This is a genomic window from Mucilaginibacter sp. R-33, assembly GCF_049949235.1.
Taxonomy (GTDB): Bacteria; Bacteroidota; Bacteroidia; order Sphingobacteriales; family Sphingobacteriaceae; genus Mucilaginibacter.
On sequence record NZ_CP188089.1, the window covers coordinates 5,226,911 to 5,244,258 of the forward strand.

General features: G+C 40.3%; 14 protein-coding genes. 7 read left to right on the forward strand and 7 right to left on the reverse strand.

All coding sequences use genetic code 11. The features are described 5' to 3' along the window. Positions 1-13 precede the first annotated feature (13 nt). Positions 14-844, reverse strand: a complete 831-nt coding sequence (gene epsC / locus ACP26M_RS21540) for a serine O-acetyltransferase EpsC (protein ID WP_426583164.1) — start codon at positions 842-844, stop codon at positions 14-16. Between the two features lie 125 nt (positions 845-969). On the opposite strand from epsC, the gene ACP26M_RS21545 reads away from it, so the two are divergent. Next, on the forward strand, positions 970-1,410 hold the full coding sequence (locus ACP26M_RS21545; RefSeq protein WP_426583166.1) for a nuclear transport factor 2 family protein: 441 nt from the start codon (positions 970-972) through the stop codon (positions 1,408-1,410). 99 nt (positions 1,411-1,509) lie between these two features. On the opposite strand, the gene ACP26M_RS21550 is transcribed toward ACP26M_RS21545, so the two are convergent. Further along, the gene (locus tag ACP26M_RS21550; RefSeq protein WP_426583168.1) at positions 1,510-2,391 is read right to left on the reverse strand and encodes a DMT family transporter; all 882 of its coding nucleotides are present in this window, start codon (positions 2,389-2,391) and stop codon (positions 1,510-1,512) included. A 644-nt stretch (positions 2,392-3,035) separates the two neighbouring features. Between ACP26M_RS21550 and ACP26M_RS21555 the strand changes: the two genes are divergently transcribed. Both ACP26M_RS21555 and ACP26M_RS21560 read left to right on the forward strand, forming a co-directional pair. After that, entirely contained in the window at positions 3,036-5,861 is a 2,826-nt protein-coding gene (locus tag ACP26M_RS21555) for a two-component regulator propeller domain-containing protein (protein WP_426581440.1), read from the forward strand. A gap of 73 nt (positions 5,862-5,934) precedes the next feature. Then, positions 5,935-6,564 carry a LuxR C-terminal-related transcriptional regulator gene (locus ACP26M_RS21560; RefSeq protein WP_426583170.1) on the forward strand — a complete coding sequence of 210 codons (630 nt, stop codon included), beginning with the start codon at positions 5,935-5,937 and terminating at the stop codon, positions 6,562-6,564. Between the two features lie 323 nt (positions 6,565-6,887). On the opposite strand, the gene ACP26M_RS21565 is transcribed toward ACP26M_RS21560, so the two are convergent. From ACP26M_RS21565 to ACP26M_RS21585, 5 genes are all read right to left on the reverse strand, one after another. After that, the gene (locus tag ACP26M_RS21565; RefSeq protein ID WP_091174940.1) at positions 6,888-7,403 is read right to left on the reverse strand and encodes a glutathione peroxidase; all 516 of its coding nucleotides are present in this window, start codon (positions 7,401-7,403) and stop codon (positions 6,888-6,890) included. Positions 7,404-7,446: 43 nt separating this feature from the next. Beyond that, entirely contained in the window at positions 7,447-7,872 is a 426-nt protein-coding gene (gene ybeY, locus ACP26M_RS21570; protein ID WP_426583173.1) for an rRNA maturation RNase YbeY, read from the reverse strand. Then, positions 7,872-8,294 (reverse strand): ATP-binding protein, encoded by a 423-nt coding sequence (locus tag ACP26M_RS21575; RefSeq protein WP_426583175.1) that lies wholly within the window; start codon positions 8,292-8,294, stop codon positions 7,872-7,874. The genes ybeY and ACP26M_RS21575 overlap by 1 nt, the downstream gene beginning before the upstream one ends. Position 8,295: 1 nt before the next feature. Further along, the gene (locus tag ACP26M_RS21580; protein WP_426583177.1) at positions 8,296-11,616 is read right to left on the reverse strand and encodes a DUF4175 family protein; all 3,321 of its coding nucleotides are present in this window, start codon (positions 11,614-11,616) and stop codon (positions 8,296-8,298) included. Between the two features lie 314 nt (positions 11,617-11,930). After that, a complete protein-coding gene (locus ACP26M_RS21585) occupies positions 11,931-12,368 on the reverse strand; it encodes a hypothetical protein (protein WP_426583179.1) in 438 nt (145 codons plus the stop codon). A gap of 434 nt (positions 12,369-12,802) precedes the next feature. Here ACP26M_RS21585 and ACP26M_RS21590 point away from each other — a divergent pair, with 434 nt between their 5' ends. From ACP26M_RS21590 to ACP26M_RS21605, 4 genes are all read left to right on the forward strand, one after another. Beyond that, positions 12,803-13,516, forward strand: coding sequence for a hypothetical protein (locus ACP26M_RS21590; protein ID WP_426583181.1), 714 nt, complete (start codon positions 12,803-12,805; stop codon positions 13,514-13,516). A gap of 1,057 nt (positions 13,517-14,573) precedes the next feature. Then, on the forward strand, positions 14,574-15,398 hold the full coding sequence (locus ACP26M_RS21595; protein ID WP_426583183.1) for a DUF2971 domain-containing protein: 825 nt from the start codon (positions 14,574-14,576) through the stop codon (positions 15,396-15,398). Between the two features lie 735 nt (positions 15,399-16,133). Then, positions 16,134-16,817, forward strand: a complete 684-nt coding sequence (locus ACP26M_RS21600) for a DUF5343 domain-containing protein (protein WP_426583185.1) — start codon at positions 16,134-16,136, stop codon at positions 16,815-16,817. 5 nt (positions 16,818-16,822) lie between these two features. After that, positions 16,823-17,341 (forward strand): hypothetical protein, encoded by a 519-nt coding sequence (locus ACP26M_RS21605; protein WP_426583187.1) that lies wholly within the window; start codon positions 16,823-16,825, stop codon positions 17,339-17,341. Positions 17,342-17,348: the final 7 nt, after the last annotated feature.

Consider the following 17,348-nt stretch of genomic DNA (forward strand, 5'->3'; position numbering starts at 1 on the left):
ATAGGTAAATGTTTTATTTCTTGTGTCCGAACAATTTAATGCTCAGCCTTTTCAGGATCCGGTGATTGGGAGTATGGTATACCCTTGAATTTGGCGGTAAACTCTTGGTGAGCCAAACGTTCCCTCCTACCACACTGTTGTGCCCGATGATGGTTTCGCCGCCTAAAATGGTGGCCCCCGAGTAAATCACCACATTGTCCTCCACCGTTGGGTGCCGCTTGGTATTGGCCATACTTTTATCCACACTTAAAGCACCTAAAGTAACGCCCTGGTACAGCTTTACATGCTTACCTATTCTACAGCTTTCGCCAATAACAATACCGGTACCATGATCTATATAGAAATACTCGTCTATTTGGGCAGCAGGATGGATATCTATCCCTGTTTTAGAATGCGCATATTCTGTAAGGATCCTTGGTAACAGCGGAATATCATCGATATAAAGGCTATGCGCCACCCGGTAAAGCGAAATGGCATAAAAGCCCGGATAAGTACGGATTACTTCAAACTCACTGCGCGCGGCAGGGTCTCCGTTAAAAATAGCCTGAATATCGGTATTCAGAATACGGAACAAGTCGGGAAGGCCTTCAAAAAACTTTTTGGCCAGCTTTGAGGTATCGCAATTGCTACAGGCCTTTGTTGCATGCATAATGTCACAAAGTTCATTCTCCAGCCTTAAAAATTCATCCTTCAGTTCCTCAACCGAAGCGTATTGCTGCCCGGTTTGTTCGGGATATAGCAAATGGATCACTTTTAGCGCCCACGCTGTAATCTCCCTGTTTGAAGGCACAGCCTCCAGCCTTTGCTGTTTGGCAAATATATGTTGGTAAAAATTTTGACTCATGTTTTATGGTGGGGCTGTTTTGGGAAAACAACCAATAACAGTACAAGTTTATATAAAAGATTGTTGTTAATATGTAAAATGAGCTGGATAATTGATATTTGAGTGAATTTAACCTACGCAAAACCATGAAAGAGCAGATAATCGAAACGGTAATAAGGCTGTTTGCCGGAGCTGACGAGCGCGACTGGGGCAAAGTTAAAAATACATTTGCCGAAAATGTCGAGCTTGACTATAGTTCGATGACCGGCAATCCGGCAAGTGTTGTACCATCCGAAGGTATTATTACGGCGTGGCGCGGCTTTTTGCCCGGCTTCGACAAAACCCATCACCAACTGGCCGATTTTTATGTCATGCAAAACGGATCGGCAGCGCTTGTTCATTATTATGGCAAAGCCGATCATTTTATTGGTGATGAACTGTGGATTGTTGAAGGCACCTATGATACCGAACTTATTGAAACTGACGGCAAATGGATCATTACCAAACATAAACTTAACCTCATTAAACAGGATGGCAATCTGGACTTACCGGCGCGGGCCGCAGCCAGGATATCTGAACAGGGCTGAAACAACATGTCATTGAGTGTAGCGCGGCAATCGCACGGAAGCATAGCCGCTCTGTATAGTATGCGATTGCCGCGCTACGCTCAATGACGTGCTTCTTGATTACATCGCCTGCTCCGTCCTTTTCCTTCGGTTTAACCCAGCCTGTAAAACTACCGAGATTATAATCATCAACAGGCCTGCATAAAAGGATACGTTGAGTTGCCGGGATTCATTAAATAAAATCATTGCCAGTAAAATACTGTAAACAGGCTCCAGGTTAAAGGTTAGATTAACCGTAAAGGCAGACATTTTCTTTAAAACCTCGGCCACCATAACATACAGGCCAACCGTGCAAAAAAGCGATAAAAGCACCAAATAAATGATATCTAATGTGCCTGGTAGTATCGTTTTTGAAGGAAAAAAATAAAGATATATCGGCGAGGCCAGTATCAGCGCGACAGATCCGGCCAGCATCTGATACAAGTTCATAACAGTTGCGTCATACTTTTTAACCAAGCGCTCGTTAAAGATGGTATAAAGTGATGCCAGGAAAGATGATATTACACCGAGTATGATCCCCGTTCTGAATGAGGTATCAAAATGAAAGATCAGGCCAATGCCAGCCAGCGTAAGCATACTTAATAGTAGCTCGGTTATATTAAACGGTTTTTTGTTAACAAGCGGAGCCAGGAACGCCGTAAAAAAACTGGTGAGGCAATAGCAAACTACGCCTACAGAAACGTTGGAATATTTGATGCTGGCATAAAAGAATACCCAGTGAAAAGCTATCAATAGCCCGGCATTGCCCATTTTCCTGATATTGCTCCACGAATAATTAAATTGTGGCTTTTTGATCCACACAATAACAACCAGGAATAAAAAAGAAAACAGTGTACGGTAACAGGTGAGTAAATATTCATTTAAAGAGATTAGCTTCCCAAATACGCCTGTAAAACCCGCCAGAATGACTGCTATATGTAATAGAATAAGTGTTTTTTTCATTTCTTGCTAAAATTAAGATAGACCGGACAAACACAATGACTCATGCAATTGTCCGCATTGAATTAAATTGTTGGAAAAATGGTGTTGGAAAAAACTCAAATACAGTTGCACAACAACTGGTTTTGATTAGCAAAAAAGAAAGGTTGGTGGATCATTAAAAAAAGGCTCTGAGACAAGAAATGTCGTGATAAGGGATTTGAGGTTCTCCCCGGTGCCATATTTAATGATTGTTGCTATCATTTGTTGATGAACCAAAGATAGAAAAAGTTTTGTTTTAACTAAGGTTTTGTGATTGTCTTGTCACTTTGGCTATTACCATAAATTGAAAGTCGTTTTATAGATAACTTCTACCGAAGATAGCTTAAGCAGAAACCGGTGCATCCCCACAAGCCGAACGGCATGACACACCCATACCTTGTGTGTATAAGCGGGACACTTATATAATAAATATTTATAGTCGAGCTGCTTATATTTAGATGGACATAATTACACATTATTTCTTTTTAAATTTATCACGTGATATAGCAACACAAAAGCCGTACGCTCCGTATCATTGCATATTGATAAAAAAGCAGCAGTGTTAAATTGATACAAATTATAGAATGCCGCTAAAAAGCCCTTTTTTTAAACTTTTAATATTAACATTGTTTCTATTCCCGGGCCGGGTATATGCCTACATTCCATATCAGTTAGTTTACCTGAAAAATTATAGCGCGCCTGATGGCCTGCCCAGTTCAAGGGTTAACTATTTAATGCAGGACAGCAGGGGTTTTATCTGGCTGGCCACCGATAAAGGCGTGAGCAGGTTTGACGGCCAGCACTTTAAAAACTTCACATCGGCCGATGGGCTGGAAAACAATGAGTGTTTCCGGATTGCCGAGGATAATTATCACCGGATTTTTTTTTACTGTAATAACTACCGGGTTTGTTACTATGAAAACGGACTTATACATAAGCTTAATTCATCTCAAAAAGTAATCGTTTCACCCTTCGCCAATTTCTTTTTTAACCGTTATAATGAACTCTGTGTAAATTACAGGCTTAGTACCAAAGTATACCATTTTGAAGAGTTAAAATCGGAAAGACATGCTATCCGGCATTTGAACGGATACATTTATGGTTCTGACGGAGAAGAGATCACCCTATCTGAAAACGACCTTGACATCCTCGAAGAAGAGCTTAAGGCCGGCCAGTTAAGTTTTCAAACCGCCAATAACAATATCAAACCTTACCGGTTGGCTTTACAGCAAAATTATTTGTTACTGATCACTAAAGGCTGGGTACATGTTTATCGGTATCAAAAAAGCGGGATCATCCCGCTCAATAAAATCTTTTTTACCGGGAATGTGACTTCGGTGTACCTTACCGGCAAAAATACATTTGCCGTTACAACGGTAAAACAGGGCACCTACATTATTAACTATCTTACTGGCGAGCGGAAAAATTACCTTAATAATAACATCACTACCGCTACGGTTATTGACCGGGAAAATAATTTATGGTTTGGCAGTTATGACAAAGGTTTTTTTCTGTGTACCAATCCCGAAATAAAAATCATTAACAAAGAAAGCGGGCTGGCCAATGAAGATGTTTTAAAACTGGGTATTGCAGGAGGATATCTTTTTGCCGGGCATGTTTTAAGCACCCTCAGCTACATGAAGCTTGGAACAAATCAATCGTCATTAACCGGCATCATATCCATTAATCAAAACCGGTCTGACTTTAACCGGATAACCAGCCTGCTTACAATTCCGGGCAACAGGCTCATGATTGGTACCGATAATGGCTTATTCAGATTAGATATTTCCAATAAGAACCCGGCGTTATGGCATTCTGTAAAATACTTCTTTGGCCCTATAAAAGGAATTGCTCAACGGCCTGATAAAGAAATCTGTTTTATTTCACAAAATTCCGTTATCGCATCGTCAGGTCAGCTCAAGCATAAACAAGGCTATGCATTTGAAAACCTGCGCTTGACATCTCTTGCCTGGTATAAAAACAACATGCTAATAGGTTCACTTTACGGATTATATAAGTTTACACCTAACACAAGCAAAATTCCCTATTATGCCAAGATACTGCCCAATAAAGGGATTGATGTTGTTAAATGCCTGGCATCAAATAATGATGTATGCGCTATAGGTACCGAAGCCCAGGGGGTGTTTTTGTGGACTGGGGAAAAAATTGTTCAATTTAGATCTCCTGCTATTTTTTCAGGCGATATCCGTAAACTGGTATGGACAGATGCCCATACACTATGGGTCTGTACCGCAAACGGTGTAAGCATTATCAGTTTCCATAATAATTATCAAAATTACCGCATAAGTTTACTCAATACCAGTAACGGGCTCCCCTCGGACAACATTGCCGATGTGGTGCAGAACGGCCATGATTACTATATAGCCACAGATCAGGGCATAGCCGTCACTCAAAATTTAGGGAATACGAGCCTGCCTAAACCGGTGTTGATTAATGACGGGATAACCGGTACTCAAAGCAGCTTTACTTACGGCCGCCCTGTTGTATTTAACTGCGTTGCCCTGTCCTACAAAAGCATGGGTAAAATACAATACCGCTTCAGGCTTAAAGGGGTTGACAAAAATTGGAGCGTCGCGCCGTCCGGCGAAAAACGGTTCGACCTGCTGCCCCCCGGAAACTATGAGTTAGAAGCCCTGGCTGCCGACCGGTTTAACCAGTTAAGCCCGCCGCTCATTTTTAAATTTGCTGTTATGCCTTTATGGTACCAGCAGTTATGGCTGCAGGTGCTGGCTGTATTAAGTGCCATAATCATCGTGTTCCTGCTGGTACGGAAATATTATCAGTCCATCATCGGCTTACAAAAAAAGGATTATGAAAATGCCCTTGCCCTCCAGCGCGAACGACAGCGGATCAGCAGTGAGGTGCATGATGATTTAGGGGCAAGCATCTCCGGCATTAAGCTCAGGACCGAATTGCTCAGCCGCAAAGCGGCCGATCAGCCGGCTTTTAAGGAGATTGACGCTATTCATGAAGCCATTACCGATATATCTACCCAGGTAAGGTTAATTATCTGGAGCCTTGATGCCGAAAACGACGAAGTAAGCAACCTGGCCGGTTTTATTCATAAACAAGCCATTAAAATATTTGAATACAGCAATATTGATCTTCATGTAAATGCCGCCGTTAACGAAACCCCGGCTATCATCAGCGGCGAAAAAAGGCGCCAGGTATACCTCCTTGTTAAAGAAGTATTGAACAATATTGTCAAACATTCGGAGGCGAAAAACGCGTTTCTGGAAATCAATCTTTACAAAAACCGGCTGCAGATCAGCATCCGTGATGACGGGCGCGGATTTGACCCTGATGTGCGCAAACACGAAACCATGGGCATCCGCAATATTTACGCCCGGGCAAAAAGATTGAACGCCGAACTCAAAATTGATACCGCCCTCGGTAAAGGCACATCCATCGGCCTTAAACTAAACCTTTAGCATATACCCCATAATAGGTATTAAGAAAACCGGGATATTTTAGGAAATTAGCATTTTATATTTACCGCAAAGCATGCTCCAGATAATTTTATTAGAGGATAATTTACATTACCGGCACGGGCTGGAACAGATTATTCATGATATGAGCGGCGTAACTTTAATTGGTTCTTATTCCAATGCCGAAGCCGTATTAAAAAAAATTGATCTGCTTAAACCGGATATCTTTATCGTGGATATAAACCTTGAAGGCATGTCGGGCATTGAATTTATACGGCGGGCCAAGCCCTTTGTCCCGGATGCCGAATTTTTGATGTGCACCATCAACGACGACAATACCAATATTTTTGAATCTTTAAAAAGCGGCGCAACCGGCTATATGCTCAAAGAATCTTCGGCCGATGAGATCAGGAACGCCATTATCGAAATCGCCGCCGGCGGTTCGCCCATGAGCGCCTATATCTCGCGAAGGGTCATCGCATCATTCAATGCCGACACCGATAAACCACCTGCCCCTGCTGCCGAAAGCCTCACCGAACGCGAGGTTGAAGTACTTAACCACCTGGCCCGCGGCCTCCAGTACAAAGAAATCGCCGATCGCCTCGATATCTCTACCGGAACCGTCAAAAAACACATCCGCAATACCTACATCAAACTGCAGGTACAAAATAAAGTAGAAGCTATTAATAAATTCCGCGCATTCTGATATACCACTTTTTCAGTATTGCAGGGCTGATTGGTTAACCCTAATTTAGCCTCATAAAGAAACTAAATGGACTTGTTTAAATTAACTTCCCTGTTAGTGATCTTTAAAGCCTAAACCTTATCATTACCATAATTCGTTGCCGCCCGGCTTCGCGACCGTTTGTTATTTCACCTTTGCACATTATAATCATCAGCCTAAAAGATCAATCCCGCTTTAACAGTAAAGGGACAAACAACCAATTGGTTATTGCCCCTTTACTTTGTTCAAAACTATCTTGCGCTACCGGCACTACCGCCGGTAGCCTGTGCCGTAAAGGCAAAGCCTTAGTTTAAATACTTTGTGATATCTTCAGACAGCGGCGTAGTTTGTGACCTGAAACGGTGGATCAGCTTGCCATTTTCGTCTATCAGGAATTTTTCGAAATTCCATTTGATGTCGCCGGTAAAATCAGGGTTTGGAGCAGTTGTCAGGTATTGGAACAACGGATCGATATCCAAACCTAAAACGCTTACTTTACCGCTCATCGGGAATTTTACGTTAAAGTTTTCTTTGCAAAAGGTTTTAATGTCCTGGTTTGTGCCCGGCTCCTGGCCGCCAAAGTTATTGGCCGGGAAACCTACTACAACCAGTTTGCCTTTGTATTGCTCAGATAGTTTTTCCAGATCGGCGTATTGTTTGGTAAAGCCGCATTTTGAGGCTGTGTTTACAATCAATACTTTTTTGCCTTTGTATTTAGCCAGGCTAAAATCTTTGCCGTCGATGGTTTTCAGTTTAAAATCATATACTGAAGATGGCGCGGTGGCAAATAATAAGGCGATGATGAGTGCCAGTGTTTTCATGGTTTTTACAATTGATTTTTAATAATCTACTATAAAAGTAAAGCTAAAAATTTCTTTTAGCTAAGTACTCATCTTCTTTTTGTGTCATTTTTTGTTTTGTAACAACACTTTTATCCGTATAGCCCAACAAGTGCAGTGCGCCGTGAATAATAACACGGTGCAACTCATCGGTTTCGCCGGTTTTAAATTTGGCGCCATTTTCACGGATGCGGTCTATCGAAATAAAGATATCGCCAACTATCTCCCCCTCTACTTCCGAATTATCAAAAGTTACGATATCAGTAAAAGTATCATGATCAAGGTATTGCTGATTTATTTGCAACAGGTAGGCATCTGAGCAAAAAATATAATTAAGTTCTTTTAATTTAAAACCTTCGGCAATTACAGTATCCCTGATCCACTGTCTTAACTGCGTTTTTTGTTTTGGCTTAAAGGTCGTGTCTTCTTCAAAAAAATTAATCGCGGGCATCAGATCTTAAAATGAAGTTCAATTTCATTACCCGAGGCGTTAAAGATGCACTGATCGGCAAGGTGTTTAATGATAAACACACCGCGCCCGGTCAGGTTCTCGAGATTTTCGGGAGCTGTGGGATCGGCAAGGTTATTATAATCAAAGCCAGGGCCTTCATCGGTAACAGTCCAGATAATACGCTTGGATTCAACCTCGGCATTAACAATCACCTTTTTAGTTTCGTCCTGCTTGTTCCCATGCATAATGGCGTTAATAACCGCTTCGTTAAGACAAGTCATCATGTTGGCAAAAGTATCTTCCTCAACATGATATTTATCAGCAATTTCTTCTATCAGCTGCTCAAGCAACGTTATGCTCTCCGTTTTTGACGGCAGCTGCAACGTGTATAGCTCGCTGGTTTGAACATTTGCCTCTTCCATATTATTTGGCATTAAGTTGATCAAAGTAAGATTTTATTTTTTGTTTATAATACAAATTAAGTGCCGGAGATACCGTTCTGATTTGCTCCGTTTGCTTTGCTTTTTGTTGCTGGTACTCCTGCAGTGCCTTTATATATCCCGGTGGCAAATCCTTACCCGCATTGCTTTCCCGTTGCTGATCCTGATCTCGTTGCTGCTCGGCCTTTTCGGCCTCCAATAACCGGGTTTGTATTTGCTGCTGCCTTTTTAGCGCATCATCTGTAATCCTCCTGTTTACGAGATCACGTTCGGTTTGTTCCATTTCTTTCGAAATTTTATCTAAATTGCCCAATCTGCCGGTTCCGTCTTTATTTTCAACCTTGTCAATTTGTTGCAAAGCTTGTCTTATAATCTGCTGTTGACGCGCCATTTTGGCAAACTGCTCGCTCATATTACCATTATTATCCTGTGGGCGTTTGCCTTGGTTGCCTTGTTGCTGCATCTGCTCACGGGCCTTTTGCATATTTTGATTAAGTTGTTGCTGCATTTTTGCCAATTGTGATATGGATTGCTGCTTACCTTTACCTCCCTTGTTCATCATTTTTTGCATTTGCTCAAGCGCTTCACTCAGCATGAGGGCAAGATTGTTCATGGATGTCATGGCGTATTGCTGATTTCGATTTGCTTCCAACGTGCGCCTATCGCCCAAAAATTCGAGGGCCTGGTCAATATGTTCGTTAATACTGGTAATCTCCTTATTCACTGTCGACTGGATTTGCGGCACCCTTCTGCTAATGGCGTACAAACTGTCTTCGGCCGTTTTCAGGTTGTCTTTGATATCTTTTTGGTTTTGCGATAAAGTAACATATGAGGGATCGGTAGGGTTGGTGTTTTTAAGCGTTTGCATCAGCTTTTCCTGGTTAAACGAACTATTAACCAAACTCTTTAACAATTCCCTTAGTTGCTGGGCATCAACAGCATTCTCTTTTGATTCGCCTTCGTCGCTATCCTTTTGCATTTTTGCGGAAAGCTCCTTCATCTGCTTTGCTGCCTGCTGCTGCGATTTTGACGCCCTTGAATTATCCTTTTTTTGCAGGTCACCTATGCTTTGATCCATCTGCTGCTCAATATCTTTGGTTTCTTTTTCAGGGTTTTGATAGTCGGATTTGCGTTCGGACTGCTCATTGGCCTTCTGCAACTCATCAAAGCTTTTCTTCACATCCTGAAAATCCCGCTTCAGCTTATCTTGTTGTTGCTGCAGACCCTTCTGATCGGCAACGGGCTGTTTGGTTTGATCAGATAGTTTTTGCTGCTCATCGGCCAATTTATTCAGCTGCTCGAGGTTTTGATTGAGCTTTTGCTCAAACTCCAGCTTTTTGTAAAGTTCCAGCACCCTGTCGAGCTCCTTTTTTAACGATTTATTATCCATCTGCATTTTGGATAATTCATCACGGGTAACATCTTTCTGTTGTTCATTTAACATTTGCTGCAGGTTTTGAAGCAGCTCTTTGGTTTTTTGATCCAGCACATTATTAAACAGGTCTTCTATCTGTTTTTGCTTAGCCCTGATCTCATCCGTTTGTTGTTGGTTTTCCTGGCGGTTGTATAAATTCTTTTTGTTATCGGCCTGGATATCTTTTACAAGGTCTTCCAGGTCTTTCCTTTTTTGCATCAGGTCTTCCACCTGCTTTTTGTCATCAAACGACAGCGTGTTTTTGTTCAGCAAATTTTGATTAAGTTTTTGCGCATCGCGCTCAACCTGCCCGGCCAGCTTAATGGCCGATTGCATTTTTTCTTTTATAGCTTTTGATCCGGCATTTAACTGTTGGTTAACCTCCTTGTTATCAGGGATATTTAGTGTATGTTTTGCTGTACGCGCTGTTTTATGCCCGGCCACATCGTCGTTATCGGCAACCTCAAAAAAGTAGCTTACATGATCGCCGGGAGTAATACCCATTTCCTTGAGGTTCCAGTAGTAAAAGAAGCCGGCTTGCGTTTGGGATAGATCGGCATTAACCCTTTTTGTAAACTCCTTTGCTTTACCATTGCCTGAGGCTTCAATGCTGTAATGAAAAGTGAGTGCCGAAAAGCCATGATCGTCCTGGATCTTGCCGTTAAAATAAAACGCTTTCATGCTTACTGAATCGGGCTTTTCATCAACAGTAATAGATGGCGCTTCGTCAGTAATAACGTTGATGCGATATGTAGCCGAATCAGTTTGGTTCACTTGGGCATTAACCGGTAAAAGTTTGTAGACCGAATTTTTTAACACTCGTTCGTGATGTTCAAACAAATCGGCGCTGCTTTGCACAGCCGGATGGCTTCGGCCATTCATATCAAACATAAGCGCACTGGCATATTGAGTATGCAATTGCCAATTCACAGTTGTACCTGCAGGAATAGTCAGATCACCGGCGTTGAGCAACTTTTCATTCTTTTTATGCAAATAGGCCGGGTAGTTCAGTTCAACGTCAAAGTGCAACAGTGCCGGCTTTTGATTTACTTTGATTTCGTAAACAGCCGAACTAAAGCCATTACCCGAAAACTTAAAGCGGGTATTTTGCTGCAGGTTGCTGAACTGGTAATGAAAACGGCTGATGTTATCTTTATCCAATTTAAACGTATTCTCCCCTGTTTCAACATAAACATCCGAGGGCAGCTTATCGCCTTCCAGTTTAAGGTCGAGCTTTAAATCACTCCCCTGCACAACTGAAAGTGTTTTGTTTAATACAATAAACCTGAACGGAGCAGCAGGCACAAAATATTCGTTATGCCTGATCAATCTTTTAGTACTTTCGGTTAATACCGATGGCGCCGCCAATGCAATGATGATAATTACCCCCAGCGGACCAAGTGCCCATTTCAAATATTTGGTGTTTTCTTTCAGATTGATGGCCGATGGGAAGCTTACCGGTTTAAGCGCCTCTATCTTTTGGTCGATACTGGCTTCAATCAATGCGCGATGGTTCTCATCTTCGGCAGCAAGCTTTTTAAGCTGCAGCGTGTTAAGCAATTTATCATGAACATCATTAAAATGCCTGCCAATAATTTCGGCAGCTTCATCATGCGTTAAAGTTTTGCCCAGCTTAAGCCAGGCCAGCAGTGACGGTAAAACAAGCCAGCAAACAAGCACTGTATTAAGCAGGATAAAAAAGTAAAAAAGAATAGTACGCAGCAGGATACTGAAATTGCCAAAATATTCGCTCAGTGTTATAACCACATAAGCAGAGAAAAGACCGGCGCCTAAAAATATTAATCCACGAAGAAAATTATTGAAATAATACTTCCGGGTGAAAGTATTGATTTTGCCAAGCAAAAGTTCATAATTTTCTGTCGAGGCCATACTACATGTGGAAAAACGTTAAATACACACGCTTTATTAAACGCAAAAGCCATGTATTATATATAACACGTGTTGGTTTAAGTTAAAAATTAAAGCAATAATAATAAAATGTTAATTGTTTATGACAATTAAAAGTTGAATGTGCAGGTAAACGCATTTGAACAGGGCTAACATGGGTTAATCCTGTTCAAATTTCATGCTTATAAACGACATGAAATCAATGAATTAATTTTTTACAGAGTTAACACAAGTTGTTTTTTGAACAATTAAGCAAGCTCGAATATTCATTGTTATCGAAAAAATCAGGTGTTATCCTATTCGGTCTCTTCTACCGCTTCTTCTTCTATCCCGGCGGGCTCCAATTTATGCAACCAAATCCCGGCTATGCCGGTAATTGAATAGGGAAATATAATTACAGCAATTGAAGTTACTGCCGAAACATTTTTTTCGAAAAGCAGCTCAAAAAATGGGAGCATTGTAATTATAAGTATAGCCGTGGTTAAAAACTGCTTTACATAAAACGGCTCCTTTTTCTTTGATAAAGAATACACCGTTATCCAAAACACAAAGGCGAAGGGAATTGTAATCAGCAGGATCATATCTGTAAAAATGATATAGTCCTTTTTTATTTCGTCGATAAGGCTTATTTCTGGGTTCTCAATAATAAACCAGGATAGTGCAAGATGCAGTAATGGCGCTATGATCACCATCAGCAACCAAACTTTTAAGCTATATGTAAATGACCTGTTCATAATTTATTAAGGAAGTTAAACAAGATACAGAGCCGTCAATAAAATAACAATAGTAGCTTTTGCTATAAATGCCCGCTTAACGCAGTATTATAACTACGCGGATTTTTAAAACACCATTTTCAACGTCGATACGTGACCTCATACCCACCGACATTGATATTTTTAAAGGTTTACAGGTAAAATATAAACTGATTTTTTATATAAAATATTATATCCCTCCCGCCGAAATTTTTCTTAGGCACATAACTTAGTCGGCCGTTGGTGTTATAAGTAAATTATAAAGGTTTATTACAAAATAGCGGATACAATACGCTATTGGTGTTTTAATCATGGATTAATCATTGCTGTGTAAATTAGCGTAGAATAGGTGTTTTCACGGGTTGTTAAGCGTATAGTTAATTATTACCTTGCGTTAATTCAACCGCTACCCTATCATGACTATGCCGATCCATCTCAATACCGCCATATTGAACCATTTTAGCGTAGGCAGCGCTTGGCAAAATATTTTATTTTACGCCACCATATCAGGGCTTATATATGTCAATATTTTTTTAACCCGGCGAAAGAAAACTTATAAGGGAGCCCCGACTGCAGGGCTACATGGCGAAAAAGACGGGGCCGCTATGACGGCATCAGATAGCGCCGGCCCCGAAACCAACGCTGCTTTAAATAATGAAATAGCTACACTAAGAACCGAGCTTTTGGCTCTGGGCGAAAAATTGGAGCTTTCGTACGTGAAATCGGAAAAACTTAATGGCCAGTTATCGGAAATATTGGATAGTGTTGAATTAACAATGGTCTACGATCATACCCTTTGGGACTGGTCGCTGGATTTCAGCAGCAAAGAGATTACGCTTTCCGAATATGGCTTAAAGCTTTTCGGCTTTCCGGAAAATACAAAGCCCGTTTTAAATGAAGCCATCCATATTGTTGATCCCCGGCACCAGGCCGCACTTATGGATGCTGTTGAAAAATCATTTAACACCGGTGCCGACTTTTCAATAACCTGCCTTGTTCATCCATTAAACGGCAGCCGGTCGAAAGAAATAAAGGCAGCAGGCAGGGTTTATTATAACGAGTACGGAACACCCCTAAAACTATCCGGGAAATTTTCAATTACCCATACCGAGCTATTGATGACGAGGTGATTCGGCTTTACAGGCTCCGTTTCCGGGCGGATCTGCAAGTGTTCAATTTTTAAAAGTGTGAACACTTGCTTTTCTTTTGCAAAAGAACGCAATTGATTATCAACAACTTACATTTTGGCTAAAATGCTTTAAATGCCAACTTGAACAAAGATGCCTTGATAATCAACGAGTTACAAATTTTCATTTTTAAACGTTGAACACCCGGTTTTTAAAAATTGAACACTGACAAGATCCTGTCAGTTTATTGGGGTAATAGAGCCTGTTAAGTAACCGGCTTAATCAGCCTGGCACTTACACTTCAATCCGTTTAAAGCGCTAAGCCTGGAGATTTCGCTCAAACTGACCACCTGATTCCGTTTTAAAGTGACCACCCATTCCGGGTTCAAACTGACCAGGATATTCCGGAGCAAACTGACCACTTCTTTTTTGTGGTTAAGCTTGGATACTGTTGTCCTGTTTAAATTCCAAATTCAGTTGCCTAAAGAACGAGTTGACCGGAAGCCTCTTTATGCATGTTAAGTCGCGCTGTAAAGCCTCTATTAAAGCGAGGAGCGACCATCATAGGCAAGGGGTATCCGGTAACTCCCCAAGTACAAGAGCTTCGAAAAAAAGAAAGATGAGATAGCTTGAGCAGCATCAGGCTAAATGGAAATCGGTAAATAATTATCTTTGTTTATCCTCCTAAGGCATCGTTTGCATTTCTTTGCCAGCCAAAAGGGTGGTCAGTTTGCCACGGCATACGGTGTAACATATCTCCGAAACGCCCAATTCGTATGCAGATGGCTATAATAAAGCTACTCACTAACATAAAACTTTAAGCACAATATTCTATGTCTACACCCAAGCAACAATCAAACAAATGGATACTTCCGGTAATATTAGCAATTCTCGGAGCCATATTTGCTGACCACAATAAGGATACTCCAATTATTTGGGTAGGAATAATTGGTGGAATAATTCTCGGTGTTGTTATCAATTTTATAATCGACGTTGTGAAATCCTTTAAATAGGTTTAAAGTGTTCATTAGTTATCCATTTTGCAGCACAAGTTTAATATATGAGTCTTGAAATTAACATTACTACGGTAAACCGCAATGAAATCACTGCACCGACACCTTTGTACAAATATAGATCATGGACAAATGACCATCATAAATCTATTTTAACAGCACGAACCGTTTGGATGGCACCTCCGTCCTCTTTTGAAGATGAGAAAGAGTTTAGAAACTTTAAGCGGTACGATCTAATGAGTAATACTGAAATTTATAACAAATATCTGGCAATGTCATTAGACCATAACCCAAGTTGGACACGTCAACAGCACCGTGCTCACGCAAGAGAAATGACCAAGCATCCACCATTCAGAAATCAAAAATATCTAAAAGAGCATCAGGAAAGATCTTATAATGAATACGATAAAAGAATTGGAGTGCTTAGTTTAACAGCTATTAAAGATAGTTTTGAAATGTGGGACTATTACTCGGATAAAGGTAACGGCTTTAGTGTAGGGTTTGACACCCTAACATTGTTTAAATATATGGGTAGTGGAGGCGAGGTGGTTTATCCGCCAGATGGGCTACCTGTTATTTATGGAACAGACGATTTTATGGTAGAACGTTGGAAACAGGTTTATAATAAGGAACAGAAATGGGAATGGGAGCAAGAATATAGAGTGGAGCTATTTAATCCTAATGGATTAACCTCAACTTTAAGAAAAGTTGTCCTCCCTCCTGAATGTTACCGTGAAGTGATTTTTGGATGGAAAATACCAGAGGAACATAAAATTGCAATTCGAGAAGCATGTAAGCAAAGTGGTTTAGCAGTTAATTACTTTCAGAGCTCTCTTAAAGATGGCGTTATTATTATCGAAGCAGTAGAATAAGCTATACGCTAACCTTACCCTCTTGGTTGCTTAAGGAGGGAAAGGTTAGCTATGCTTATTTCCCGCAATAGCCATGCGCACATGCCAACGCACAGGTTATAAAGTGTTCGTTCATCAAAGCCAGGCAAATAGATATGCGAAGTTACGCTCCGTGAAATAACTGCTACGCATATATTTCCCTGCACCAATCGGAGATTGACTTGCCATACTTTTTGCGCTGTCAGATTCTGCACTCACATTCGCTCTCTCTGCCTTTATATAAATTTCGTTTATGCTTCGCTTACACTTGGTCTATCGACCAAGTGTAGCTTGCAACGCTCAATATCTATAAAGTCAGTCGCTCATAGTTAATTTGAGCTCACCAGCTAATCGCCAAAGGCTGCACAAACACAAGCTTTTATTTATAGGAAGTAATTAAATGGTTTTGTGTTTGTTTGTGTAAAACATACTTCATATCGCACTACTTGCTTCTTTATGAAGACCTTTGGCTCAATTCGCTGTGGTGAGCTGGATATACATGAATACAGTATTGAATCTGATTGAGTTCGCCCTATGAATTATTTGTCAAATTTATAAGAGTAAAATTACAAGTAGTCAAAGTCCACATAGCCCTAAGATGAATATTATTAGCGTTTCATGCCATAAATAATTAAGAATAAGAATTTATATATTTATAAAGCAAATCATCGTAAATAAATTACTCCATTTCCTAAACACAATTAAACCTTAGTTAATATGGCAAATGACAATCCCGTTTATCCTGTCCTTACAGCAACCACCTGGTGGAAGTTAAGAAAGAAATTTAATGCGTCAATACCTAAAGAGGTGTCAGCAAGCTATTTGGCAGCCGCATTAGATATGACTGAAAACTCTGCTAAAACAAACGTCATAGCTAAATTAAGATTGATAGGGTTTATTGATGAAAACAACAAGCCGACTGAAATCGCTGTAAAATGGAGGGATGACGTCGAATATCCAAAAGTTTGTGAAGAATTAATTGAGAAGCTTTATCCGTCAGAATTAACTGATGCGATTGATTCGCCATTAGAAAATAAAAATAAGGTTGTCAAATGGTTTCAGAATAAAGCGAGGGTGGGTGAAAAAGCGGCGATGATGATGGCTGCCTTCTATTTTTTATTGGTAGAAGCCGATCCCTCTAAGCAGATTAGTGCCACCCAAAGTAAGCCAGAAAAAACCGCTAAAAATGTTAAAGCAAAAGAAATAAAGGTTAAAGAAACTCCTCCAAGGATAGAACAGGACTCCCAAGTCCACATGGATTCAAATCCTAAATTAACAGGAGCATTTAAACCCACAATTCATTTAGATATTCAAATCCATATATCTCCGGACTCCTCAGTGGAACAAATTGATAAGATTTTTGAAAGTATGGCGAAACATTTGTCTGGATTTAAATTATAATAATTGTGAAAACAGATTCGATTTTAAATTTAGCTCGAACAATTAAAGAAGATATCTCCGAGTTAAATAGACCTTCTGCCCAAATCACATATGAGTATGGTCATCAAATAATTCCATTAAATTTATTTGAAAACACTCGAGACTTCCTATATAAAGTGGCTATTCAAATCAATCAAACTTATGAGCATGCTTGCTATGACGCTTGTGCTGTTATGATTAGAAGAATGTTAGAAATGCTAATTATAATTACATATGAAACATATAAAATTGATTCAGTAATTAAAGATAAAGCAGGAAATTTCATGATGCTTAGTGGACTTTTACCTCTATACATAAATCAGAAAGAATGGAATCTAAGTCGCACATCCAAAACAAGTTTACCACAAGTTAAAGACTTAGGTGATTTTTCGGCGCACAGACTCCACTACAACGCGCAAAGAGGTGATATTGATAACATACTAAATAAATTACACCTTCGTACAGTGCTTGAAGAAATGCTTTATAAAGCCAACCTGAAAAAATAAATGTAAT